The sequence below is a fragment of the uncultured Algoriphagus sp. genome (genome assembly GCF_963974365.1).
Classification (GTDB): domain Bacteria; phylum Bacteroidota; class Bacteroidia; order Cytophagales; family Cyclobacteriaceae; genus Algoriphagus.
The window spans coordinates 302,048-326,438 of sequence record NZ_CAXBBX010000003.1 but is presented as its reverse complement, the minus strand read 5'-3'; the positions used below and the strand labels follow the sequence as shown (position 1 = coordinate 326,438).

The following is a 24,391-nucleotide window of genomic DNA, read 5'->3' as shown; positions in this document are numbered from 1 at the left end:
TTTTTGTGTTGGAATCCCATGGCCAAATCTCCACGATCGGTAAAGAATTTTGGGTGGGATTTATGGAAAATAACAGAATCCTTCCTGGCGCTTCAGATCGAGCTGTTTTAGAAATCACTGCTATAGAAGATGCTACTGTTACAATTGAATATTTGGGACAAACACGTAATGCTACCCTTGCCAAAGGAGGTAGATATAATTTCATAGTCGATTCAGAGACACTTGATCTGCTTCATCGATCTGCTCAGCGGGTAGAAAAAAAAGGGATATATATCAATTCTACTGGAGATTTATCAGTTTATGCCTTTAATGAGCGAGTTAGAAGTGCAGATGGGACCGTGGTGCTGCCAGTGGGGGCTTTAGGCAAAGACTACCTGGTGACTTCTCACTTCGAAAGACTCACTTACCCGGTGGAGTATGATGGCAATGTGGATAATGAAAGTCTTTTACTTGTCATTGCAACAGAGGATGATACGCAGGTGGAGATCACCAAAAGTTTATTCAGTGCAGCTCCCATCACGATCACACTTAATAGAGGTGAAAGTTATCAAGTGAAAGAACGCTATGATCTGACAGGTTCCAGAGTTAGGGTGGTAGGAGATGATGCAAACTCCTGTAAGAAAATAGCTGTTTTTGGAGGAAATAAGTGGACTTCTGTTGGGAATTGCGGAAGTGCAAATGACAATCTTTTTCAGCAGGCATACCCTATAAACACCTGGGGGCAATCATTTATACATGTTGCCTTGGAAGGAAGAACTTCCGGGGAACTGGTAAAAGTGCTGGCCTCTGAGGACAATACCCAAGTATTCGTAAACGGTATACCAAGGGGATCTATTAACGCAGCTGAGTTTGTGACCCTAGATTTTGCAAAAAATCAAACGGCATCAATCACTACTTCCAAACCTGCATCAGTTACTGTATTCTCCAAAAGCCAAGGGTGTAACGAAGTGGGCGATCCCAATTTTGATCGCGGGGATCCTTTTATGATTTCCTATAGCCCAAATGAGCAATTGCTCAAAGAGGTAAAGTTTTCTGCCCTTTCACTTCAGTCAATTGAAGCACATTTTGTCAATATTATAGTTCCGGCTGGAGCCCAGTCCAAAACGGTTTTGGACGGTAGAAATATCGGTAATTCATTTTCCCCAGTCCCTGGCAATTCATCTTTCTATTTTGCGCGAGTGAGTGTTTTTCAGGGAGTGCATGAATTGATCAATCCGGATGGTTTTATAGCATATGTTTATGGTTTTGGGTTTTTGGAATCCTATGGATATGCTGTTGGCGCTGCTTTGGATAACCTGAATTTCGAAGTGAAGTCTGAGTATGAATTTGAAGTGGAAGGAGACCGGATTGCTTGCCTAGAACAGGAAGGAGTCTGGACTATCACTCCGGAAAGTGACGCTTTTACTTATTTTACCTGGGATTTTGGCGATGGATCAGCTCTCCAAGAAGGTCAGGAGGTCAAGCATACCTATACAGAGCCAGGGATCTACGAAGTCACAGTCACCTCTTCCCTTAGTCCTAATACCTGCGATCAGCAGGAGGATGAGACCTTTGAGGTAGAAGTGCTAGAGTCAAAAGCAGAACTCATAGGTGAGCAGTCTGTCTGTCCGGATATAGAAGAATTGATGTATAAGCTAGTAGATAAGGAGCATATAAAGTCAGTGACTTTCGATATTGAAGGTGGGACTATCGTAGAGAATTATGGCGACTCAATTTTGGTTAATTGGGGCCCTGCAAATCCTGCTGCTAAAATTACAGCCAACATAATCGGTACAAGTGGCTGTTTGATAGACCCGATTTCACTTGAGGTGGTCATTAATTTAAAATTGGATGCCGCTTTACCTGCCGGAAACCAAGAAGTTTGTTTTGATCCTCAGACCACACATTTCTATGAAGCTCCGAATTCAACTACAGGTAGAGGATACGATTGGACAGTCACAGGAGGAGAAATTATTTACGGCCAAAATCAAGCCAACGTAGAGGTAAGTTGGAATGTGCCGGGCACTGTTGGAACTTTAAGTTATACCACGTATAGCTTGGTCGATCAATCCTGTGAGGGAACCTCAGAGGAGTTGGAGATTACCATTGCAGAGGAATTTGTAGTTTCCGTTGGAAGTATTTTGCCGGTTCAGTGTTTCGGTGAATCGAGTGGCAAAATCGAATTAGAAATTCAAGGTGGTGTCGCACCGTTTGAATTTTTATGGTCACATGATTCTACAATGAATGAGTCTAGTGCCGAGGGATTACCTGCTGGGCTATATTCTGTCACCATCACAGATCGTATAGGGTGTGAGCGGATATTGGAAAACTTAGTGATTACTGAGCCTGAACTGCTCGAGCTAACCTCACTTTCCGTATTAGGAGCGAGTTGTTATGGTAAAGAGGATGGAGTTTTGGATTTGGTTGTAATTGGAGGCACCGCACCATATACTATAGAATTGGACGGGGAAATTGATTTTTCTGGACAATTAAACTTATCAGATGTTCCTCAGGGAGTTTATGAGACTACTGTTACCGATCAAAACGGTTGCTTTATTCCTGTTTCCTTCGAAATCACTTCTCCTCCAGCTTTGGAAGTAGATGTTCGATTGACAAAGCCTGCCTGTCCAGGAGGAAGCAATGGGGAATTGTTTTCCTTTCCTTCAGGAGGCAAAGCTCCTTATGTTTACTTTTGGGAGGAGGAAAATACTACAATTAATATGCTGACTGGTTTAGCTAAGGGGACCTATTCAGTGTCTGTTTTGGATGCTTCCGGATGTGTGAGTTTGGGGATGGGGGTAGTTACTGAGAAAGCTCCCGATGTAAGAATGCCCACAGGATTCAATCCCCAAAAAGATGAAGGGATATTTAAAGGGGTATCCAATTGTGAGATTAATTTTAACCTCTGGATCTATAATCGCTGGGGCCAACTAATTTATGCCGGAACAGAAGGCTGGAACGGATTGGCGAATGGAGAAAATGCTATCCCGGGTAGTTATACTTTCTTGATGCAGTATAGTTTTCCACTAGAAGGCGAAATGCAAACAGTTGAAAAACGAGGAGCATTCGTTCTTATTAGATGATTGACATTTAATAGCGTAGGATCATTTATCAACTTTTTGAGCAGAAACCTTACTGGATTCTTTACCCAAAACTAATCCGAAAAGAATTCTATAATCCATCCTTTTGGATAGTTTTGTACCTGCAAACTTTTAAACTAGAATGAAAAATATTTTAATAACAGGTGGGGCTGGTTACATAGGTTCACACACAGCGGTTCAATTAATTGAAGCTGGTTACAACCCGATTATCATCGATAATCTTTCAAATTCTGATGAAAAGGTACTCGATAGATTAGAAGAAATCACTGGCAGAAAGCTTACATTTTATAAGGGTGACTGTAGTGACCGTGCCCTTTTGGATAAGATTTCCTCAGAACACCAACTAGTTGGAGTTATTCATTTTGCAGCCTTCAAAGCGGTGGGAGAGAGTACCTTGCAGCCATTGAAATATTACCAGAATAACTTAGGTTCCTTGCTGACAATCCTTGATTTTATGAAGTCAAAGCAAATCAAGGATTTGGTTTTTTCTTCCTCATGCACGGTGTATGGTCAGCCAGATATATTGCCGGTTACCGAAGAAACACCACGCCAGGATGCCGAAAGCCCATATGGAAATACAAAAAAGATTTGTGAGGATATTTTGGTCGATTTTGTCAAAAGCCAAGCTGGAATTCGAGTGATTTCCTTACGTTATTTCAATCCCGTAGGCGCACATCCAAGTGGTAAAATAGGAGAACTTCCCATCGGAACACCTGCCAATTTGGTTCCTTTTGTGACTCAGACAGCCGCTGGCATTAGAGAAAAGCTTACCGTTTTTGGAGATAATTATGATACAGCGGATGGATCTTGTGTTCGAGATTTTATTCATGTGATGGATTTGGCAGATGCCCATGTAAAAGCATTTGCTTATTTGGGTGAGCAAAAAGATGATTTCTACGATGTATTTAACGTGGGAACTGGAAACGGAAATACTGTTTTGGAAGTCATTAGAACATTTGAAAAAGTAAATGAAGTCAAAGTGAACTATGTGATCGGGGCAAGAAGAGCGGGTGATATAGTGAAAATCTGGGCTGATACAGCCAAAATTAATAATGTGCTGAATTGGCACCCAAGTTATTCCCTTGAAGATTCTCTAAGAGATAGCTGGAACTGGCAGAAGGCATTGTAATTTATGCGGCGTTAAAAGCGTATAAATACTACAACTAAAAAATGAAACTCTCCTTAAAGTAAATTATATTTTAAGGAGAGTTTTTTCGTTTGTATGGTCTGGTTCAGGACGAAAAGCTTTAATCTTTATTTGATAAACATTTACAAAGGGTAATGAGGTGAGATAGATGAATGTCTTTGTCTTCTGAGCCAGAATTCAAATTTTTGATTCAATATCCTTTTATTTTTATTGTTCTGAAACTGTCATAATTTGACAGGAAATTTAAATCAAAAGAGTACGAATCAGCTTAAAAATCGGAGAAAGTCCTGATGTATATTTCTTGTTTCGTATCGCAAAAAACTCAAAATAAATCGGGGAAAGCTACACTATGGAAGAGTAACTACTTTACTGTCATGATATCACTATAGAATAGCTATCGCGACTTTTACGTGTAGCACATCAGTGCGAAGAAAATATCAGCCTTGTCTATGTCTGATTATTCCAAAGTGGATTAGTCTAAAAATTTTAATTTAGTTATGAGTAATAATTCCGGGAAAGGAAAGAGTAAGTCACAACAATTGTCAGTTCATAGCTATCAAAATCTTGACCCTGTTCAGGATGTGTCATTGTATAGGATTTGCCAATTGAGTACAATTGTTTCAGGTGCTTCCCAAGCTCTTATCCTGATTGAAGGGACAGAGTTAGCTGGGTTCAAAGTAGCAACTGGTATAAGCATAGAAAATAGAGAGCTTACCACTTTTTTTAAAAGTCTAACCCTAGAAAGTCAATCACTTGTTAGCTGTACTGAAGTGCAGAGTAGTTCTCTTCCAGATGATATTCAGAGGGCTTTTGAGGCCCAGGGAATTAATTCCTATGTAGGTGTACCTTTGGTTTCCGAGAACAGGGAATGGGTTGGTTGTTTATTTATTTTTGATAAGGAACCTATACACTTGGATGCAAAGACTATAACCGCGCTCGAACTCCTTGCTAGTGAAGCTGTCATTATAATTCAGGAAAGGCAGTTGATAGCAGAGTTTAGTAATGTGGAGAAGTTATTTAACCTTTCCAATGATTTGGTTTGTATAGCTGGTACAGATGGTTTTTTCAAAAAAATCAATCCCTCATTCACAAATTTGCTCGGCTGGGACAATGAGACGCTTCTTACTCGATCATTTTTTGAATTAATTCATCCGGAAGATATTGCCAAGTCTAAGAAGGAAATAGAAAAACTAGCTTCAGGTGAATCTTCAATTGAGTTTTCCCATAGGTTTCTATGTAAAGATGGTACCTATAAGGTTCTTTCCTGGGTGTCCACCCCAGACCCTAACACAGGCAATATCTTCAGTATAGCGAGAGATACTACTGACTCTCAGGCCAAGGAACAGCAATTGGCAAAGAGTGAAGGTAGATTACGGGCGTTTTTCGAAAACTCCCAAGGTCTGATGTGTACACATGATTTGAAAGGGATATTTATTTCTGTGAATGAAGCAGGTGCTAAAAAAATAGGGTATTCAGCTGATGAGTTGATCGGAAAAAGTCTGTATGATATAGTGCCAAGCTATCGTCATCAACTAATAGACCAATATCTTTTTGTGGTTCAAAAAGAAGGGAAAGCCAGTGGACAAATGATCACTCAGCATAAGGATGGTTCAGAGCTTATTTGGATGTTCAACAACGTGCTGGAGACTGATCACTTTGGAGTAGGGGATTATGTGATTGGAAATGCAATAGACATCACCAAGCGTGTGAAACTGGAGGAAGAATTATCACATGCCCGAAAGCTACTCGAAGAAACAGGGAAAGTGGCAAGGGTAGGTGGCTGGAATCTAGACATGAAAGAGCAGCTTTTAAGCTGGACACCCACCACGAAGTTAATTCATGAAGTGTCCGAGGACTTTGAGCCTGATGTGAAAACTGGTATAAATTTCTATAAAGAAGGAGATAGCCGAGATGCTATCACTGTAGCTTTGCAAGAGGCAATGGCCACAGGAAAGCCTTGGGATTTGGAGTTGCAGTTAGTTACTAGTAAAGGAAATGAACTTTGGGTTCGGGCCATAGGTCAAGCGGAATTTGAAAAGGGAGAATGTATACGCGTATTTGGAACTTTCCAGGATATTGATGAGAGTAAGCGTGCTCAGATAGATTTGGAGCAGACCCGAAAAGTGCTGGATGATGTGATCAATGCTTCCTCGGAAGTCTGTGTGATTTCTACGGACAAGGAAGGGTTTATAACTGTTTTTAATGTAGGAGCTGAAAAAATGCTAGGTTATTCTGCCAAGGAAATGGTGGGGAAGCAAAAGCCTAGTGTGCTTCACAAGCCGGAAGAAGTCAAAGCCTTTAAAGCAGAGTTGGAACTTGATTTTGGAAGGGAGATTAGTCCAGCTGAAATTTTTACTGCAAGGGCTGACCGTGATGGGGTGGAGCAACGTGATTGGACATTTGTAACAAAAACCGGCGAGGAAAAAGTTGTATCATTGGTTGTTTCTCCTATGAAGAATTTGGCGGGGGAATCAATCGGCTATCTAGGTATAGCTATAGATATTACCGAGAAAAGCAAAATAGAAAATGACTTAATTACAGAAAAAAGCAGGCTTAATGCATTTGTAAAACACACTCCAGCTGCTGTTGCTATGTTGGATAAGGACTTGATTTACATTGCTGCAAGTAATCAATGGAAGAAGGATTACTTTCTGAAAGGAAAGGATATCGTAGGTAAATACCATTATGATTTATTTCCGCAAATAGATAGCGCGGGAAGAGCGCGCGATCAGCGTGTTTTAAACGGTGCAGTCGAGCGAAAGGAAGAAGATGTAATCAGAATGCCAGGTGATACAGAGAATCGCTATGTGACTTGGGAAATGAGGCCTTGGTACCTTCACGATGGAGAAGTTGGCGGCATGATGCTTTTCACCCAAGACATTACCAGCCTTGTTAAGCAGCGGGAAGAATTGAAAAAGGCAAAAATTCAAGCTGAGGAAGCGAGTGTTGCCAAGTCAGAATTTCTGGCGAATATGAGTCATGAGATTCGAACACCTTTAAATGGCGTAATAGGTTTTACTGACTTGGTTTTAAAAACAAATCTCAACGAAACCCAGCATCAATATTTATCCATTGTAAATCAATCAGGAAATGCGCTTTTGAGCATTATCAATGATATTCTTGATTTTTCTAAAATTGAAGCTGGCCGACTGGAGCTCGATATAGAGAAGTGTGATCTGTACGAAATCAGTGCTCAGGCGACGGATATTATTACTTATCAGATTCAGAATAAAGGTCTGGAGATGCTATTGAATGTGGCAACCGACTTGCCAAGATTTGTCCACACGGATTCTGTGAGGTTAAAACAAATTTTGGTAAATCTATTGGGCAATGCATCCAAGTTTACCGAAAAAGGGGAGATAGAATTGAAGATTGAAATTCTGGAATCTGAAGGTGAATTTTATAAAATGCGATTCGCTGTACGAGACACTGGTATAGGAATTAAACCTGAGAAGCAGGCGAAGATTTTTGAAGCATTCTCTCAGGAAGATAGTTCTACGACCAAGAAATATGGAGGTACAGGCCTTGGATTGACTATTTCAAACAGTCTTCTCAGGCTGATGGATAGTCAATTACAACTTGTGAGTGAGCCAGGAAAAGGAAGCACATTCTTTTTCGATGTTACTTTGAAAACAGAAGAAGGTGATGCCATCGATTGGTTTGACGTAGAGAAGATAAATAATGTGCTTATAGTTGATGATAATGAGAATAATCGATTGATTGTTAGGCAAATGTTATTGCTGAAAAACATTCAATCAGTTGAAGCCTCCAATGGATTTGAAGCCTTGCAAGCTTTAGCAACTGGGCAAAAATTTGATGTGATTTTAATGGATTACCATATGCCATTTATGGATGGACTGGAGACTATCCGTAAGATAAGAGAGACTTTTGATTCATGGGGATCAGATGAGCCAATCATGCTGCTTCATAGTTCATCTGATGACCATAAAATCATAGAAAACTGCAAGGAACTGCGTGTACATCATCGATTGATCAAGCCAATCAAAATTCAGGAATTCTATCAAGCATTATCCAAGCTTCATAAATTCGATGCTAACATGGAAGTGGAAGCATCGGAGGAAGTAGATAATACGGTGAAAGATTTTACTGTACTTCTAGCTGAAGATAATATGGTAAATATGCTTTTGGCGAAAACAATCATAAAAAAGATTGCGCCTAACGCCACCATAATAGGAGTGAATAACGGGTTGGAAGCTTTGGAATATTGTCAAAAGCAATTTCCGGATATTATCCTGATGGATGTACAGATGCCGGAAATGAACGGCTACGAAGCCACGAAGAATATAAGGTTGCTCGAAAAGGATTCGAGAGTTCCTATTGTTGCTTTTACCGCAGGTAATGTGAAGGGGGAAAGGGAGAAATGCCTTCTGGCAGGAATGGACGATTTTGTAGTGAAGCCAGTCGTCGAAGAAACTGTAAAAATGGTTCTCAATAAATGGTTAGATGAAGGTGATGCAAGTTCAAATTTGACTGAAGGAAAAAGCTTAACTCAAGTAGATAAGCGTTATAATCCTGAGAAACTTCGTAATTATACTTCGAATGATCAAGAGTTTTTAGAAAGCATAAAACTATTAGTAAAGACTGAGCTAAAAGGTTCTCTGAGTACTATTCAGGAGATGATCGAGTCCAAGGAGATCACTTTGATTAATGAGGCTGGTCACAAACTCTATGGTACAGCAATTTCGGCAGGTATGGGAAATCTATCAGAAATTGCAAATGAACTAGAGCATATGGTTGAGTTTGACTCAGATCGTTTAAGCAAATTGTCCAAGGAACTAAAGGAAGAAATTGATTTAGTGCTGGAGATGATGGAGATATAGTCTGGCAAAATAAATAATATGAGATCCGCAAGGATGCCAGTCAGCCTGCTTTTGCCGCCTTACTTGTAGAAAAGCGGATACCCAAAATAAAGAAAAGCTTCGGGCCTTTATTCTTGTAGCATTTGATACTAATAGGTCTTCTTTTAAATAGGAAGACCTATTGCTTTTTTGAAGTGGTCAAAAAAAGTAATAGCCATCAATTCCCCCAACTTTTAAGACTGATCCAAGGATATAAGCGAAAAATTCCATTTACTAATAAAACAAAAAAGTCCCGAATTTCTTCGGGACTTTAAGCGGAATGGACGGGACTCGAACCCGCGACCTTCCCGATGAATCGGGACAAACATTCTAACCAGCTGAACTCTCAGTAATTAAACCATCAATATATGTTCTGGATTTTTTCATTTTAATAAATCTCTCCATTTGTAGAGCTTCATTTTTTGTGGAAAAAGATTTTAACCAAACAATCTTCCATGGTTGCTTTCTTGCTGTGTAACCACTATGCATTCGATTGTGCTTTTTCAGCCTTTCCGATGGATCCTGGCTGGAACCTATATAATATGACCCATCCTTTTGTGATTGAAGGATATAAGCGAAAAATTCCATTTACTAATAAAACAAAAAAGTCCCGAATTTCTTCGGGACTTTAAGCGGAATGGACGGGACTCGAACCCGCGACCTCCTGCGTGACAGGCAGGCATTCTAACCAGCTGAACTACCACTCCAATATTTTTAATTGTCACTAGATGATGAACGTTTTCATCATTTTTAAGCGGAATGGACGGGACTCGAACCCGCGACCTCCTGCGTGACAGGCAGGCATTCTAACCAGCTGAACTACCACTCCGTTTACAACAAAAATTGAGCTGTTGTTGATTTCTCTTCAACTACTCCGTTTTTGAGTGATGCAAAGGTAGGTTTTAGATTTGTTATTGCAAAAGTTGAATTGATTATTTGACTTTAGTTTTTGTATAAACTTCTTTCTCAGTGAGATAATTTTCATGATAATACTTAACCTGACCCTATCGAGGGGGAATTAAGGTGATTTTAATAGTGCGTTTTACAATGCAATACTGATTCGCAAAGCATAAAACTGAATCTGGTAATTTACCTTCACTTAAAAATTTTAATTCCCAAGGGTATATGCTTATCTTTGTTTTTCCCAAAAATCACCAGAATGGTATTAGAATTCGAAAAACCTATAGCTGATTTAGAGCAGAAACTTCAGGAAATGAAGGAGTTGGCTACCGGCAGAAATATCGATTTAAGCTCAGATATTGAATCCCTTGAAGATAAAATTCTTGCTTTGAAAAAAGAAACGTTTCAAAATCTGACTCGCTGGCAGCGAGTTCAGCTCTCCAGACATGCTGAAAGACCCTATGCACTAGATTATATCTATGAGATGACAAATGATTTTGTCGAGCTTCATGGAGATAGAAATGTAGCCGATGACAAAGCAATGGTTGGTGGCTTAGGAGACTTGGACGGTCGATCCGTAATGTTCGTCGGTCAGCAAAAAGGTAGAAATACCAAGCAACGCCAGATGAGGAACTTCGGGATGGCAAATCCTGAAGGGTACAGAAAAGCACTTCGTCTGATGAAAATGGCAGAGAAGTTTGGTAAGCCTATTGTCACTTTGATCGATACTCCTGGTGCATTTCCAGGTTTGGAAGCTGAAGAAAGAGGTCAAGGTGAAGCAATCGCCCGAAATATCAAGGAGATGTTTATGCTTAAAGTCCCTGTGATCTGCGTCATTATTGGCGAAGGTGCATCAGGAGGCGCTTTGGGTATAGCTATTGGTGACCGGGTGATGATGCTTGAGAACTCTTGGTATTCTGTTATTTCTCCTGAAAACTGTTCCACTATTCTTTGGAGAAGCTGGGATTATAAGGAACAAGCTGCAGAGTCTCTTAAATTGACTGCTACAGACATGAAAGGCAATGGCTTAGTAGATGGGATTATTCCTGAACCTCTTGGAGGAGCCCACAAGGATATGAAAAAAATGGCTATTACGCTGAAGGAAGCTATCCTCCAAGCCTTGAAGGAGCTGGATAAGATCAAACCTGAGAAAAGAATAGAACAGCGCATCGACAAGTTTTGCTCGATGGGTGTAGTTGTTGAGTAAAATATTTAAAGCCCGGATTTCTTACAAAGTCCGGGATTTTTCTTTCATATCATGGAATTACACGCAGTCAATACAGGATTTTTCAAATTGGACGGAGGAGCCATGTTTGGTGTGGTGCCTAAGACACTTTGGTCGCGTACCAATCAAGCTGACGAAAATAACCTTTGCACTTGGGCTATGAGATCTCTTCTCGCAATAGAAGGAAATAGGATCGTGTTAATTGATAATGGAATAGGAAATAAGCAGGACGCCAAGTTTTTCTCCCATTACTATTTACATGGAGATGATTCACTAGATAAAAACCTGAAGAAACTTGGGGTGAGTGCCCATCAAATCACCGATAATTTTCTTACCCATTTGCATTTTGACCATTGTGGAGGCGGAGTGAAGTATGGCTCACATGGACAGTATGAGATGGCTTTTCCTAGGGCTACTTATTGGTCAAACAAAGACCATTGGCAATGGGCCACAGTTCCCAATCCCCGCGAAAAAGCCTCTTTTCTAGAAGAGAATATACTTCCAATGCAGGAGCTGGGTCAATTGGATTATGTCAATTTGGAAAGTAAATCATTTCTTCCTGGCTTTGATTTTATCACGGCGGATGGGCATACGGATAAGCAGATGCTTCCGAAAATCCAGTATAAAGGAAGGACGATTGTTTTTGTGGCGGATTTGCTTCCTTCTGTTGGACATATTCCTTTGCCTTATGTGATGGGCTACGACACGCGCCCACTTCTTACAATGGATGAAAAAGCTAAGTTTTTGGAGGAAGCAGCAAGGGAAGAATACATTCTATTCCTTGAGCATGATGCTGTCAATGAATGTTGCACAGTGAAAATGACAGAAAAAGGAGTTCGTTTGGATCAAACATTCAGACTTGATGAAATCTAACCTTAAGATTGGAATTGCGCTCTCAGGTGGAGGAGTAAGAGGAATTGCCCATTTGGGCGTGTTGAAAGCACTTACTGACTCTGGTATATTTCCTACCAAAGTATCTGGAACGTCGGCGGGGGCTATTGCTGGAGCCATGTTTTGCCAGGGCTATACACCCGATGAGATTCTTAAAATAATTGTTGAAACGAATTACTTCAAGTTTCTGAGACCTGCTATTTCCTTGACAGGATTTCTCAAAATGGACTCTGTAGGAAGCCTTTTTAAGCTCTATCTGGATCATGATGATTTTGCAAAACTAAAAATACCACTTACTGTAGCTGCGACAGATATCAAAAAGGGGAAAGTTCGCTATTACTCAGAAGGGGAGCTGATTAGGCCAATCATGGCATCATCCTGTATTCCAGGTATGTTTGATCCTATTGTAATTGGCAAAAGATATTTGGTAGATGGCGGAGTGCTGAATAATCTTCCGGTGGAGCCACTGGAAGGGATTTGCGATTTTGTGATAGGAGTGAATTGTAATCAACTTCCTGAAGAGGCGAATATCAGTAACATGAAAAAACTGATCGAGCGCTCTGTAATTATGGCGATGAATTACAATGTCTACAGCCGAAAATCTAAATGCGATTATTTCATCGAGCCTCCTGGCTTGGGTAAATATGGCGTATTTGATATCAAAAAGGCTTCAGAATTATTTGGAGTGGGATACGATCACACCATGAATTATATTGAGGAAAATCCTTCCATTTTAGAATTAGCTGAACAAAGCAATAAATCTGTGAAAGCATGATGAAGTTTCTATCCCGTATTGTGTTTTGGGTTTCGGGTTGGTCCCTAAATGACCAATGGCCAAAAGGACTTAAAAAAGCGGTGCTTATAGCTATTCCTCACACGTCAAATTGGGATATCCTTTACGCAAGATCTGCTTTTTTCTTAATGGATATACCTGTTCGCTTTACGATTAAAAAAGAAGCTATGGTTGGGCCGCTGGGTTGGTTGCTTAAAGGGTTGGGAGCAATAGCAATTGACAGAAAACGAGTTCCTGGAGGACGAAAGCAAACATATTCAGAGTCTATGATTTCAATGCTAAATGAACGGGATGAGCTTGTGATTATGGTGACTCCAGAAGGAACTAGAAGTCAGGTGAAAAAATGGAAGTCAGGTTTTTACCATATTGCACTCGGAGCAAACGTTCCAGTAGTTGTGGGCTATCTTGACTATAAGAAAAAAGAGGCAGGGATCGGTCCTGTGATTTACCCAGATGGAAATATGGATGCACAGATCGAAGAGCTAAAAATCTTCGGAAGAACTGTTACTGGCAGGCATCCTGAGAAAGGGATTTTGTAGGATTTGAGATTTGACATGTGAATTTCGCTGGCAGAAATCCCTTTTAACTTTTTGTAACATCTCTGGTTCCACATATTTGGAAGTTATCAATTACCTTTTAGTACAATAAATTTTTAATTGAACTTCAAAATGTATTGCTATGAGATTGTTTACTGGGATTTTACTTTTATTACTTGCGAGTTCCTGTTCTTCATCCGAAGATAAAAAATTGACTGTTTCAGATCAGATTAAAGTATCACTAGATACTGTGATGATAGATGCAGGGCAGGAGTTTCTTTATTTACAGGATCAGCTGTATTCCTCAAATTTGTCAGTTGACAAGAGCTACCTGATTAACTTCAATAGAAATAATAATTCAGCGGAGAAAGTTGATTTAAATAATCTGCAATTGGAAAGTAAGATCCAATTTGAAAAAGAAGGCCCAAACGGAATTGGCAATTATCCTCAATTTTCAATTTTACCAAATCAACAGATACTTTTTTGGAACTATCAATTCTATAAAATTTTTGATCAGAATGGTGAGTTAGTCAGAGATCTGGAGTTGGAAAAAATAGCTGAAGAATACCTCGGGGTTAACGAGTATTTTGCTCGTTCCCTGCAACAGGATGAAAGCAATCCTGAACGGTATATAGCCTTAGTCACACATTGGCAGAGTAACACTGAATTCATACTTGATCTTGACGTGAAAAATCGAACCTACCAAAAGATTGAACTCCCTGATTGGGCTAAGAATACTGAGCGGTATATAAAAATTTTATATAATGGGAATGATGCGGGTGGTTATGGAACAGGAGCTTACCCATTACTAGCGAATGGAAACTTTTTGGTAAGTTCAAACGCATTCAACGAAGTACACGTGTTTGATTTCAAAGGTGATAGTGTTCAGGTGAAAAAATGGGATACTCCACTGTTGGGATATGAAAAGGAATACGTGCCGCCCAAGACTGTAGAATATACCTCAGGAGGTATAAAAGATGTCGAACGGAAAATAGGGGAGGAAATTTCTTATGGAAAGTTATTCTGGGATGAAAAAAACCAGCGCTATTTCAGGTTTTCAGATAAGAAGAATTATAGTGAAGAACTCAATGAATATGATAGCTATGTCAGCACTGGAGCAGAGGTTTATCTCAGCATCTTTGACAAAGACTTCAATTTAACAGCAGAAGCTCAGATCCCAGAATTGACCCAAACTCCAAATGTTCATTTTGCCAAAGATGGAAACATCTGGATTTTTGAAAATATCGATGATGAAATGGCTTTTGTTATAGTGGAAATTGAGATGATGTAGAATTTGTTCAAAATTATAATTGAGGTCACTTCAGCCTGTCCCGTTAGTACGGGAGTCTTCGGTCATCGGTCTTCCGACCAGATAAGCAAAGAATCTAAGGCAACTGGCATCATTGCGCAAAATCACATAAAATTAAATCAGCTGATTACTTCTCTTTCTCAAAATCCAAGCTCACCGAATTAATACAATATCTAATTCCTCCCTGGTCTGAAGGGCCGTCTGGAAATCTATGTCCTAGGTGCGAACCGCAATTGGCGCAAAGGATCTCCTCACGGATCATTCCATGGGTATAGTCCATGTGTACGTCGATAGCTTCCGGTTTTACCGGTTTGGTGAAACTTGGCCAGCCGCAACCGCTGTCGTATTTATTGGAGGAGTGAAAAATCTCGTTCCCACAGGCCTTGCATTCGTAAACGCCTGTTTCTTTATTTAGGTAGTATTCTCCCGTGAATGCTCGTTCAGTTCCTTTTTCCCGTAGAACTCTGTAGGAGTCTGGATCAAGTTCTTGACGGTATTGCTCTTCAGTTTTCTGTACTGGATATACTTTCTTGTCTTGATTTTTCATGGTCTTTTCCTTTGTGTGTTAAACTCTCTGATTTGATAAGAAGTTTCGAATAATGAAAATGTAGAAATTCTAATCAGGAAAAACCTTTTCAATTGCCTTCAAAATCACCTCACATGCTTCATGAATCTGCTCCACGGTGATGGTAAGAGGTGGTGCTATTCGCATAGCATCATCGCAAAATAAAAACCAATCAGTGATCACCCCCATTTCAATGGCGGTATCGATAATTGGTTTCAACACATCAAAGGACTCAAACTCAACCGCCATCAACAATCCCTTATTTCTGATGCTTTTGATTTTTGGATGTATCAGGAGGGACTTGATCAAATTGGCTTTCTCTTCTACAAGCTCTATGAGCTTTTCTTCCAAAAGAATCTCGATAGTCGCTAGAGAAGCAGCAGAACTCACTGGATGTCCTCCAAATGTAGTAATATGTCCAAGGATAGGGTTGTTTTTGAAAACTCCCATCACTTCCTTATTAGCGATAAAGGCACCGATTGGCATGCCTCCGCCCATTCCTTTGGCACAAACGACGATATCTGGGATAATTCCAACATGCTCGAAAGCCCAGAATTTACCGGTTCTTCCAAAACCACACTGTACTTCATCGAGTATCAATAAAGTTCCTGTTTCATCACATCGCTTACGTAGAGCCTGAAAATATTTTTTCTCGGCAACTCGGATTCCTGCTTCACCCTGCACGGTTTCTATCAAAACAGCTGCTGTCTCTATATCAATACTTTGCAAATCAGAAATATCCCCATAATTGATATGACTAATCCCTGGAAGTAACGGTCTGTAGGCTTGCTTAAAAATCTCGTTTCCTCCGACACTTAGGGAGCCATGTGAACTTCCGTGGTAGGCATTTACAAAGGAAATCAACTTTGGCTTTCCGGTATATCGCTTTGCAAGTTTCAATGCGCCTTCGATTGCTTCGCTTCCGCTATTCACCAGATAAACATTATCCAATTTCTCAGGTAGCGTATCACAAAGTGCTTTTGCCAATAAAGACTGAGGACTTTGTACATACTCACCGTACACCATGAGGTGCAGGTATTTATCCAGCTGGTTTTGAATTGCTTCCAGTACTTTTGGATGCCTGTGTCCGACGTTGCTCACTCCGATCCCAGAAATGAGATCTATGTATTTCTCTCCCTTGGGTCCAAAAAGATAGATTCCTTCCGCCTTTTCCACTTCGATCATCAAAGGGAAATCAGTTGTTTGTGCTAGATGCTGGAGGAAAAGTTGGCGGTTATTCATTACTAATGTGTAGTTAAAAGCTTGAGAATCTAAAGAAGATTCCCAGCGGTAGTTTTTTGTTTTGATTATCCTGAAGATAGAGTTCCCCGTGTTCGGGATTCTGCACATTCTTGAACGTAGTATTGATCAGATTCGCAGCGATCAGGGATGAAAAACTCAAGGAATACATGTTGAGCAAGAGGAAGTGATCTTTTGGATCCAAGATCTCTGCACATACTTTGAGCATTTCATTGATTTGCTCTTCCAGAACCCATTTTTCTCCGTCCGGACCTCGGCCGTAAGCGGGAGGATCCAGGATAATTCCATTGTATTTATTGCCTCGGCGAGCTTCACGCTTGATGAATTTCATCGCATCATCTACCATCCAGCGGATGTCGGATTGGCCGGAAGATTCCATGTTGTGTCTCGACCAAGTCACTACTTGTTTTACAGAATCCAAGTGAGTGACATCAGCACCTGCGGCTTTTGCAGCTACACTTGCAGCTCCTGTATAGGCAAAAAGATTTAATACTTTTGGTTTCGAAACTGGAGAACGCTGTATCGTTTTGTAGAGGTAGTCCCAGTTTACAGCTTGCTCAGGAAAGAGACCGATATGCTTGAATGAAGTTTGGGCTAGATTAAGCTTTAGGCTCAAGCCTTCAGGGTTGTCATATTCAATTGCCCAGTTATGAGGCATTTTTTTCAATTGCTCCCAATTCCCTTTTTCAGGATTACTTTTTTCTTTTGCAAAATGCGCATGAGCTAGATTTCTCCATTCACTTTTAGGAAGGGTTTTATCCCAGATTGCCTGTGGCTCCGGTCTGCTGAGGATAAATTCTCCAAATCGCTCTAATTTCTCAAATCCTCCAGTGTCAATTAGTTCGTAATCTTTCCAAGGGCCAGGACAAAGTGATAATATTGATTCGCTCATAGGGTGTCTTTATTAGGGTAGCAAAAATAAGAAATTAATCGGAGGCTGGACCAGACTGAGTCTTTTAGCCAAAATCTCAAGATGTTCGGGGGGAAAGTTTCCTAGGGGCTGAGTTTTCAACAAGGCTAAATTGGATTAATTGTTTGTTCAACCATGGCCCTAATTGGTCATGATTCAAATTAAGTGGATTGGTTTTCAGGACTCTAATTGCAGTAGGCTTTCCCTATCGTAAGGTTAAACCTGATTTTTTGTACTTTTAGCTTTATTTCGAAAATTAGAGAGAACAAGTTCTCAATTACTTCATCGCCCCATTAGCAACCTGAGCTCTAAGATGTCTAAGAAATTTATTGACATAGAAAAATCTATTGAATCCAAAAACCCTGCGCTTTTGAAGTGGATGCCGGGCTTTTTGCTCAGGTATATAAAGAGAGCTACACACGAGCAATGGATGAATGAAGTGCTGGAAAAAATTGATCATTTACATGGGATAGATTTTGCGAAAGGATTGATCCGTGAGCTAAATATTGATGTAGAAATTAAAGGAGTAGAGAACATTCCGAAGACAGGAGGGATTATTATTGCGGCCAATCATCCTTTGGGAGGAATTGACGGTATAGCTTTGATGAAGGGTATTAGTGAGGTTAGAACAGACATGAGATTCCTTGTCAATGATCTTTTGATGGCTCTTAAAAATTTTCATCCCCTGTTCGTTCCAATCAATAAACATGGAAAAAATTCTGTGGACACGTTGGCCGCAATTGAAGGCGCGTATTCAGAATCTTATGCTGTTTTAATTTTTCCTGCCGGGCTAGTTTCCCGTAAGAATGAATCAGGAATTAGGGATTTGCAATGGAAAAAGAGCTTTGTGACTAAAGCGAAGAAATACAAAAAAGATATATTACCTTGTTTTATAGGAGGTGAAAATTCCAAATTTTTCTACAATTTGGCTTATTGGAGGAAGAAGATAGGCATCAAAGCTAATATTGAAATGTTCTATCTGGCGGATGAATTGTATAAGCAACAGGGAAAAAAAGTGGTGATCACTATAGGTGAGCAGATTTCATATACGAGCTTGAACTCTTCCAAAACTGATAGTCAATGGGCTGAGGATTTGAAGGATAAAGTTTACGAACTAGCTAACAAGAATGAATAAAGAAGAAGAAATAATTCCGGCGATTGATAAAGCACTCTTGAAGGCAGAATTGACTCCGGATCGATTTTTACGCTATACAAATAATGGGGATAACTTAGTATACCTGGTTAATTTCCACAATTCCCCTAACGTGGTTCGAGAGATTGGAAGGTTGAGAGAATTGACCTTTAGAGCAGCAGGCGGAGGTACAGGTCTTGAACTTGATTTGGATGAAAATGACATCTGCCAGAATTGCTATGAGCAGTTGATCACCTGGAATCCTGAATTTGAAGAAATAGTAGCAGGTTATCGTCTGATTAACTGTAAGAATTCCATTAAAGAAGATGGGAGTCTGAACCTCTCAACAACTCATTTATTTGATTTTACCGACCAATTTATACGTGATTATATTCCTTATACTATTGAATTGGGCAGGTCATTTGTGCAGCCAAAATATCAGCCAGCCTTAGATAATAGAAAGGGGATTTTTAGCCTAGACAACCTGTGGGATGGGCTTGGAGCTGTGGTTTTGATGAATCCGGACGTCAAGTATCTCTTTGGGAAAGTGACCATGTATCCTCATTTCAGTCGTGAAGCGCGTGACTTATTGCTGATGTTCATGAATTACTATTTTCCTGATAAAGAAGGACTGGTAAAGCCTAAAGATGAATTGAAGTTGGGTTACGAAACTGATCTTCCCAAAGCTGGAAATCCATTTGAAGGGCTCGAATACAAAGAAGGCTACAAGTTGCTGAATGGCAGGATTAGGGCTTATGGAGAGAATATTCCTCCGTTAATCAATACCTATATGAATCTATCTCCAACGATGATGACTTTTGGTACTGCCATGAATGATGAATTTGGTGAAGTAGAGGAGACTGGGATTTTGATTACTCTAGCAGATATCTACGAAACTAAAAAACACCGTCACATGGACACCTTTGAACGGGATAAAACTTTTGGAAGTAGATAAGATGAATGAAAAGCTGACACTGATAGTAGGGGCGACCACTAATCGCTCGAGGTATGCCTATTTTGCAGCGAGTAGATTGGTTGGAGCTGGTGTGCCTTTTGTTCCTATAGGAATAAAATCCGGAGAAGTTTTGGGAAAGCAAATCATTGACTTGAGAGCAAAACCGCATCTTGACAATATTCACACCATTACGCTATATGTAGGTACAGCAAATCAATCGGAATGGATTGATTATTTGATCAGCTTAAATCCAAAAAGAATCATCTTTAACCCAGGAACTGAGAATCCTGTATTTTTTCAAAAGGCAAAAGCTCAGGGGATTGAAGTTTTAGAAGCCTGTACTTTGGTGATGTTGAGTACAAATCAGTATTAACATCCCTGCTAATCAGTCTGTTAAAGTGATAAGTTTAGCCTAGTATTTTGTGCTAACGAGTACGGCGAAAAGCTGTGTAAAGTCACATTTTTTGCCTAACTTGCCGAATCTTAAAAAGAACTTAAAATCACCTTTTTAGCCCCATTTTGAGGGTTTTCTCCAAAACATATGAGTGAAGAAAAAGCGAATAATCTAGGCGAATACGGTGCCGGCAATATACAGGTATTAGAAGGTCTTGAAGCGGTTCGTAAGAGACCTGCTATGTACATCGGTGATATTGGCGTCAAAGGACTCCATCACCTAATTTGGGAAGTTGTAGATAACTCTATCGATGAGGCACTTGCGGGACATTGCGATACCATCAAGGTTACTATCAATGAAGATAACTCAGTTACAGTCGAAGATAATGGTCGTGGGATACCGACAGATATGCATGCCAAGGAGAAAAAATCTGCTTTGGAGGTTGTGTTGACTGTGCTCCACGCTGGAGGTAAATTCGATAAGGATACGTACAAAGTTTCCGGTGGTTTGCACGGTGTAGGTGTATCCTGTGTGAATGCACTTTCGGAAGATTTGAAGGCTACGGTGTACCGCAACGGAGTAATTACGGAGCAGGAATTTAAAATTGGTGTACCTCAGTATCCAGCAAAGCAAGTTGGAACTACTGATCGAAGAGGGACTACCATCCACTTCAAGCCCGATGCAAGTATTTTTGCTATCACAGAATATAAGTACGAGACGATTGCGAACAGACTTCGTGAAATGTCCTTTTTGAATGCAGGAATCAGGATTTTCTTAACTGACTTGCGAGAGACTGAAGATGACGGTTCTGTGAAATCTGATGAGTTTTACTCTGAAGGCGGACTAGTAGAGTTCGTGCAATACCTCGATGTAAGTCGTGAGAAAATCATTGACACTCCGATTTCTATAGATACTGAAAAGAATGGGGTTCCTGTTCAGGTGGCTATGAATTACAATAGTTCTTACACTGAGAATGTGGTTTCCTATGTAAATACAATTAACACCTACGAAGGTGGTAGCCACGTTTCTGGTTTCAGAAGAGCTTTGACCAGAACGTTGAAATCTTATGCTGATAAATCCGGCATGTTAGACAAGCTTAAAATGGAAGTTTCAGGTGATGATTTCCGTGAAGGACTTACTGCTGTTATTTCTGTAAAAGTAGCTGAACCCCAATTTGAAGGGCAGACAAAAACTAAATTAGGTAACTCTGATGTCGTTGGTGCAGTAGACAGTGCGGTGTCTGAAGCATTGCAGATTTGGCTAGAAGAGCATCCTAAGGAAGCTAAAATAATTGTTGGTAAGGTGATTCTCGCTGCACAAGCTAGACACGCAGCTAGAAAAGCGCGTGAGATGGTGCAGAGAAAAAACGTGCTTGGTGGGGGTGGATTACCGGGCAAACTTGCAGATTGCGCGAATAGCGACCCAACCGTATGTGAGTTGTATCTAGTGGAAGGGGACTCAGCAGGTGGATCTGCTAAACAGGGTAGAGATCGAGATTTTCAGGCGATTTTACCTTTAAAGGGAAAGATTCTAAACGTAGAAAAGGCCCACGAGCATAAAATCTACGATAATGAAGAAATCAAAAACATCCTAACAGCTCTTGGTGTTAAGATAGGAACTGTCAACGATGACAAGGAGTTAGACTTGTCTAGTTTGAGATATCACAAAATCATCATTATGACGGATGCTGACATTGATGGATCTCACATTCGTACCTTGATTTTGACATTGTTCTTCAGGTATATGAGAACACTGATTGAATACGGATATGTATATATTGCCTTACCTCCTTTATATTTATTGAAGAGAGGAAAAGATGAAAGATACTGCTGGACGGAGGAAGAGCGCAAGGTTCTTACCGCTGAAATGGCCAAAGATGGTAAGGAAGACAGTGTTGCTATTCAGCGATACAAAGGTCTTGGGGAAATGAACCCTGAGCAGCTTTGGACTACTACCATGGATCCAAATGTCCGAACTATTAAGCAGGTTAATATTGAATCAGCCGCTGAAGCAGATCACCTCTTCAGTGTGCTCATGGGAGATGAAGTCGCTCCTCGAAGAGAGTTTATCGAGAAAAACGCTAAATATGCGAAAATCGATACCTGATCATTCAAAGGGGCTTTTCAGCCCCTTTTTTTAATTATTAACAAATTGATAAACCCAAAATTAGCGAGCATAACTTAACTTGCTTTCTTAATATTAACTTTGAATGCGATGAAATTGGAAGTTGTAGAAAAATACGATTCGATAATACAACAAAGTGACCTGGTAAGCCGGGATTTGAGTTGGTTAAAATTCAATGAGCGTGTTCTGGACCAGTCTAGAAAGACGCATCGTAGTGTGTTTGAGAAACTTAAATTTCTTGCAATCACTGCGTCTAATTTGGATGAATTTTTTATGATTCGCGTAGGTTCGCTTTACAATTATCTTGATTACGATAAAGAACGAGTTGATTATTCTGGCTTACGCGAAGAGCCATTTAAGGCCAAGTTGATGAAAGAAAGTCATTCCTTTCACACAGACCAGCATGAGCATTTTACTCAGGTGATTATGCCGGAGTTGCAAGAGCAAGGAGTGGTTCTATGCAATATTTCGAAGCTTACCGAAAGAGAACAGGAGAAAGTTCACGATTACTTTGTAAAGGCGATCTACCCAATGCTTACGCCAATGGTGTATGATGGCTATCGTACTTTTCCGATTTTGATGAATAAACTGTTGGTTTTTGGTGTAGTGACTACCAGTCCTGGCGACAGACAGGATATGCGCAAAATGAGTTTTGTGCAGATCCCAGCAAATATTCCAAGGTTCTTCGAAATCGAGCGAGAGGATTCTTTACTGCTGATCCCAATAGAGGAAGTGATCCGGGAGAATATCATTTCCCTTTTCAGAAATGTGGAAATCGAAGGAATCAGTCTTTTCCGAATCACTCGAAATGGAGATTTTACTTTGGAAGAAAGTGAAGACATGGACGCTAACTTCCTGGAGGAGGTAAAGCGGAAATTGATGGAAAGAAAGAGCGGAAGGGTAGTAAAGATAGAAATCGAGGAAGGCTACAGTAAGTGGATGATGAATTCACTTTTGGAGAGATGGAATTTGAAAATGGATTCTGTATTTCTGATAAAAAGAGAGAGCCTCATAGATTTTACTGGGCTTTGGCAGATTGTAGGAAACAAAAAATTCCGTGAGCGTTTACCGCAAATTCCTGATCCGGTAAAGCCACTCTCTTATCAGGATGAAGGAGTTGCAGACATCTTCGATGTACTGAAAGAGAAAGATATTCTTCTTCATCATCCCTATAACAACATCGATTCTATTTTAGATTTGATAGAAAAAGCATCTGAAGATCCGGATGTGATGGCGATCAAGATGACCATTTATCGTCTTGCCAAAGAAAGTAGAATAACCAAAGCATTGCTAAAAGCTGCTGAAAATGGGAAGCACGTTTCGGTGCTTTTTGAGGTCAAAGCTAGATTTGATGAGGAGAATAATATCCGTGAGGCTAAGAAACTTCAAAAGGCAGGTTGCTTTGTGATATATGGGATTTCTCATTTGAAAACACACACCAAATTACTACTTATCGTAAAGCGAGATGGAGGTGAAATCACTCGTTATGTTCATTTAGGTTCTGGGAATTATAACGAGGATACTGCGAGGCTTTACACAGATATTGGATTGATGACTACTAATGAGACGCTGGCGAATGATGTTTCAGAGTTTTTCAATGTAATCACCGGGCATTCCATGCCTTCCCAATATCAAAATCTAATTACAGCTCCTCGTGATATGAGGAATCAATTGATAGAGTATATTGAGAAAGAGGCCGAGAATGCGAGGAACGGTCTACCAAGTGGTGTATTTATCAAAGTGAACTCTCTGGAGGATTCGGAGATGATATATGCTTTGTATCGTGCATCGCAATCTGGTGTTACCATCAAACTGATTGTTCGGGGTATTTGTTGTATCAGGCCAGGGAGAATTGGCTTGAGCGAAAATATCGAGGTACTTTCTATAGTTGGGGATTTCTTGGAGCACTCCAGAATTTATTATTTCCACAATAATGGAGATACCAAGACTTACGCTGGAAGTGCGGATATGATGGTTCGTAGTTTTGATAAAAGATTGGAAGCGCTATTCAAAGTGGAGTCACCTTTGCTCGAAAAGCAGTTGATGAATATTCTTGCTTATAACCTCAAGGATAATGTCAACGCTTATGTGATGCAAGAGGATGGTACTTATTTGGCAAAGCATCCAGTAGGGGACGAACCTGAATTTAATGTGCACCGTGAATTTTTTAATTTGGATGCGGAAAATGTGGTTCAAGTGAAGCTTGTTGATTAAGTTTTAAGTTTCTGTTTTGATAAAAAGGAAAAAGCATTGAGTTAAGACTCGATGCTTTTTTGCTTTAAACTCAATGGGAGAAATTACAATTCTTTCT

17 protein-coding genes and 3 tRNA genes are annotated in these 24,391 nt (G+C 40.1%); 13 read left to right on the top strand and 7 right to left on the bottom strand.

Annotated elements, in window-relative coordinates; all coding sequences use genetic code 11:
* Positions 1 to 62: 62 nt before the first annotated feature.
* The 3 genes from AACZ87_RS05910 to AACZ87_RS05900 all read left to right on the top strand — a co-directional run bounded on the left by AACZ87_RS05910 (position 63) and on the right by AACZ87_RS05900 (position 9,068).
* Positions 63 to 3,062, top strand: a complete 3,000-nt coding sequence (locus AACZ87_RS05910) for a PKD domain-containing protein (protein ID WP_339865761.1) — start codon at positions 63 to 65, stop codon at positions 3,060 to 3,062.
* A 139-nt stretch (positions 3,063 to 3,201) separates the two neighbouring features.
* Positions 3,202 to 4,209 carry a UDP-glucose 4-epimerase GalE gene (gene galE, locus AACZ87_RS05905; RefSeq protein WP_339865759.1) on the top strand — a complete coding sequence of 336 codons (1,008 nt, stop codon included), beginning with the start codon at positions 3,202 to 3,204 and terminating at the stop codon, positions 4,207 to 4,209.
* 515 nt (positions 4,210 to 4,724) lie between these two features.
* Entirely contained in the window at positions 4,725 to 9,068 is a 4,344-nt protein-coding gene (locus tag AACZ87_RS05900) for a PAS domain S-box protein (protein ID WP_339865758.1), read from the top strand.
* 297 nt (positions 9,069 to 9,365) lie between these two features.
* Here the strand turns inward: AACZ87_RS05900 and AACZ87_RS05895 are convergent.
* From AACZ87_RS05895 to AACZ87_RS05880, 4 genes are all read right to left on the bottom strand, one after another.
* Positions 9,366 to 9,431: transfer RNA gene (locus AACZ87_RS05895), tRNA-OTHER, on the bottom strand.
* Positions 9,417 to 9,674 (bottom strand): GIY-YIG nuclease family protein, encoded by a 258-nt coding sequence (locus tag AACZ87_RS05890; RefSeq protein ID WP_339865756.1) that lies wholly within the window; start codon positions 9,672 to 9,674, stop codon positions 9,417 to 9,419. Before AACZ87_RS05890 ends, AACZ87_RS05895 begins: the two co-directional genes overlap by 15 nt.
* 45 nt (positions 9,675 to 9,719) lie before the next feature.
* Positions 9,720 to 9,793, bottom strand: a tRNA-Asp gene (locus AACZ87_RS05885).
* A 48-nt stretch (positions 9,794 to 9,841) separates the two neighbouring features.
* Positions 9,842 to 9,915: transfer RNA gene (locus tag AACZ87_RS05880), tRNA-Asp, on the bottom strand.
* Between the two features lie 330 nt (positions 9,916 to 10,245).
* Between AACZ87_RS05880 and AACZ87_RS05875 the strand changes: the two genes are divergently transcribed.
* The 5 genes from AACZ87_RS05875 (at position 10,246) to AACZ87_RS05855 (ending at position 14,722) form a co-directional block, all read left to right on the top strand.
* On the top strand, positions 10,246 to 11,193 hold the full coding sequence (locus tag AACZ87_RS05875) for an acetyl-CoA carboxylase carboxyltransferase subunit alpha (RefSeq protein WP_339865755.1): 948 nt from the start codon (positions 10,246 to 10,248) through the stop codon (positions 11,191 to 11,193).
* A gap of 51 nt (positions 11,194 to 11,244) precedes the next feature.
* The gene (locus tag AACZ87_RS05870; protein WP_339865753.1) at positions 11,245 to 12,084 is read left to right on the top strand and encodes an MBL fold metallo-hydrolase; all 840 of its coding nucleotides are present in this window, start codon (positions 11,245 to 11,247) and stop codon (positions 12,082 to 12,084) included.
* Positions 12,074 to 12,877 carry a patatin-like phospholipase family protein gene (locus AACZ87_RS05865; RefSeq protein ID WP_339865752.1) on the top strand — a complete coding sequence of 268 codons (804 nt, stop codon included), beginning with the start codon at positions 12,074 to 12,076 and terminating at the stop codon, positions 12,875 to 12,877. Before AACZ87_RS05870 ends, AACZ87_RS05865 begins: the two co-directional genes overlap by 11 nt.
* Positions 12,874 to 13,434, top strand: coding sequence for a 1-acyl-sn-glycerol-3-phosphate acyltransferase (locus AACZ87_RS05860; protein ID WP_339865750.1), 561 nt, complete (start codon positions 12,874 to 12,876; stop codon positions 13,432 to 13,434). The genes AACZ87_RS05865 and AACZ87_RS05860 overlap by 4 nt, the downstream gene beginning before the upstream one ends.
* 139 nt (positions 13,435 to 13,573) lie before the next feature.
* On the top strand, positions 13,574 to 14,722 hold the full coding sequence (locus AACZ87_RS05855; RefSeq protein ID WP_339865748.1) for a DUF4221 family protein: 1,149 nt from the start codon (positions 13,574 to 13,576) through the stop codon (positions 14,720 to 14,722).
* A gap of 145 nt (positions 14,723 to 14,867) precedes the next feature.
* On the opposite strand, the gene msrB is transcribed toward AACZ87_RS05855, so the two are convergent.
* The 3 genes from msrB to AACZ87_RS05840 all read right to left on the bottom strand — a co-directional run bounded on the left by msrB (position 14,868) and on the right by AACZ87_RS05840 (position 17,457).
* Entirely contained in the window at positions 14,868 to 15,287 is a 420-nt protein-coding gene (gene msrB, locus AACZ87_RS05850; RefSeq protein ID WP_339865747.1) for a peptide-methionine (R)-S-oxide reductase MsrB, read from the bottom strand.
* Positions 15,288 to 15,356: 69 nt separating this feature from the next.
* The gene (locus AACZ87_RS05845) at positions 15,357 to 16,547 is read right to left on the bottom strand and encodes an aspartate aminotransferase family protein (RefSeq protein ID WP_339865745.1); all 1,191 of its coding nucleotides are present in this window, start codon (positions 16,545 to 16,547) and stop codon (positions 15,357 to 15,359) included.
* A gap of 13 nt (positions 16,548 to 16,560) precedes the next feature.
* Complete coding sequence (locus tag AACZ87_RS05840) at positions 16,561 to 17,457, bottom strand: class I SAM-dependent methyltransferase (RefSeq protein ID WP_339865743.1); 897 nt, start codon at positions 17,455 to 17,457, stop codon at positions 16,561 to 16,563.
* 331 nt (positions 17,458 to 17,788) lie between these two features.
* Between AACZ87_RS05840 and AACZ87_RS05835 the strand changes: the two genes are divergently transcribed.
* The 5 genes from AACZ87_RS05835 (at position 17,789) to ppk1 (ending at position 24,294) form a co-directional block, all read left to right on the top strand.
* On the top strand, positions 17,789 to 18,610 hold the full coding sequence (locus AACZ87_RS05835) for a 1-acyl-sn-glycerol-3-phosphate acyltransferase (protein WP_339865741.1): 822 nt from the start codon (positions 17,789 to 17,791) through the stop codon (positions 18,608 to 18,610).
* Complete coding sequence (locus AACZ87_RS05830; protein WP_339865739.1) at positions 18,603 to 19,562, top strand: GNAT family N-acetyltransferase; 960 nt, start codon at positions 18,603 to 18,605, stop codon at positions 19,560 to 19,562. The genes AACZ87_RS05835 and AACZ87_RS05830 overlap by 8 nt, the downstream gene beginning before the upstream one ends.
* Before the next feature lies 1 nt (position 19,563).
* The gene (locus AACZ87_RS05825) at positions 19,564 to 19,935 is read left to right on the top strand and encodes a CoA-binding protein (protein WP_339865845.1); all 372 of its coding nucleotides are present in this window, start codon (positions 19,564 to 19,566) and stop codon (positions 19,933 to 19,935) included.
* 168 nt (positions 19,936 to 20,103) lie between these two features.
* A complete protein-coding gene (gyrB, locus tag AACZ87_RS05820; RefSeq protein WP_339865737.1) occupies positions 20,104 to 22,062 on the top strand; it encodes a DNA topoisomerase (ATP-hydrolyzing) subunit B in 1,959 nt (652 codons plus the stop codon).
* 108 nt (positions 22,063 to 22,170) lie between these two features.
* Positions 22,171 to 24,294: a polyphosphate kinase 1 gene (ppk1, locus tag AACZ87_RS05815; protein WP_339865735.1), complete on the top strand. Its 2,124-nt coding sequence runs from the start codon at positions 22,171 to 22,173 to the stop codon at positions 24,292 to 24,294.
* The last annotated feature ends 97 nt before the right edge of the window (positions 24,295 to 24,391 follow it).

What these genes read in the sequence shown, in the direction of transcription:
- AACZ87_RS05835 (WP_339865741.1), top strand. Translation starts at nt 17,789, where the DNA reads ATGTCTAAGAAATTTATTGACATAGAAAAATCTATTGAATCCAAAAAC.
- AACZ87_RS05845 (WP_339865745.1), bottom strand. Translation starts at nt 16,547, where the DNA reads ATGAATAACCGCCAACTTTTCCTCCAGCATCTAGCACAAACAACTGAT.
- AACZ87_RS05830 (WP_339865739.1), top strand. Translation starts at nt 18,603, where the DNA reads ATGAATAAAGAAGAAGAAATAATTCCGGCGATTGATAAAGCACTCTTG.
- AACZ87_RS05890 (WP_339865756.1), bottom strand. Translation starts at nt 9,674, where the DNA reads ATGGAATTTTTCGCTTATATCCTTCAATCACAAAAGGATGGGTCATAT.
- galE (WP_339865759.1), top strand. Translation starts at nt 3,202, where the DNA reads ATGAAAAATATTTTAATAACAGGTGGGGCTGGTTACATAGGTTCACAC.
- AACZ87_RS05860 (WP_339865750.1), top strand. Translation starts at nt 12,874, where the DNA reads ATGATGAAGTTTCTATCCCGTATTGTGTTTTGGGTTTCGGGTTGGTCC.
- ppk1 (WP_339865735.1), top strand. Translation starts at nt 22,171, where the DNA reads ATGAAATTGGAAGTTGTAGAAAAATACGATTCGATAATACAACAAAGT.
- AACZ87_RS05875 (WP_339865755.1), top strand. Translation starts at nt 10,246, where the DNA reads ATGGTATTAGAATTCGAAAAACCTATAGCTGATTTAGAGCAGAAACTT.
- AACZ87_RS05865 (WP_339865752.1), top strand. Translation starts at nt 12,074, where the DNA reads ATGAAATCTAACCTTAAGATTGGAATTGCGCTCTCAGGTGGAGGAGTA.
- AACZ87_RS05825 (WP_339865845.1), top strand. Translation starts at nt 19,564, where the DNA reads ATGAATGAAAAGCTGACACTGATAGTAGGGGCGACCACTAATCGCTCG.
- AACZ87_RS05855 (WP_339865748.1), top strand. Translation starts at nt 13,574, where the DNA reads ATGAGATTGTTTACTGGGATTTTACTTTTATTACTTGCGAGTTCCTGT.
- AACZ87_RS05910 (WP_339865761.1), top strand. Translation starts at nt 63, where the DNA reads ATGGAAAATAACAGAATCCTTCCTGGCGCTTCAGATCGAGCTGTTTTA.
- AACZ87_RS05840 (WP_339865743.1), bottom strand. Translation starts at nt 17,457, where the DNA reads ATGAGCGAATCAATATTATCACTTTGTCCTGGCCCTTGGAAAGATTAC.
- gyrB (WP_339865737.1), top strand. Translation starts at nt 20,104, where the DNA reads ATGAGTGAAGAAAAAGCGAATAATCTAGGCGAATACGGTGCCGGCAAT.
- AACZ87_RS05900 (WP_339865758.1), top strand. Translation starts at nt 4,725, where the DNA reads ATGAGTAATAATTCCGGGAAAGGAAAGAGTAAGTCACAACAATTGTCA.
- AACZ87_RS05870 (WP_339865753.1), top strand. Translation starts at nt 11,245, where the DNA reads ATGGAATTACACGCAGTCAATACAGGATTTTTCAAATTGGACGGAGGA.
- msrB (WP_339865747.1), bottom strand. Translation starts at nt 15,287, where the DNA reads ATGAAAAATCAAGACAAGAAAGTATATCCAGTACAGAAAACTGAAGAG.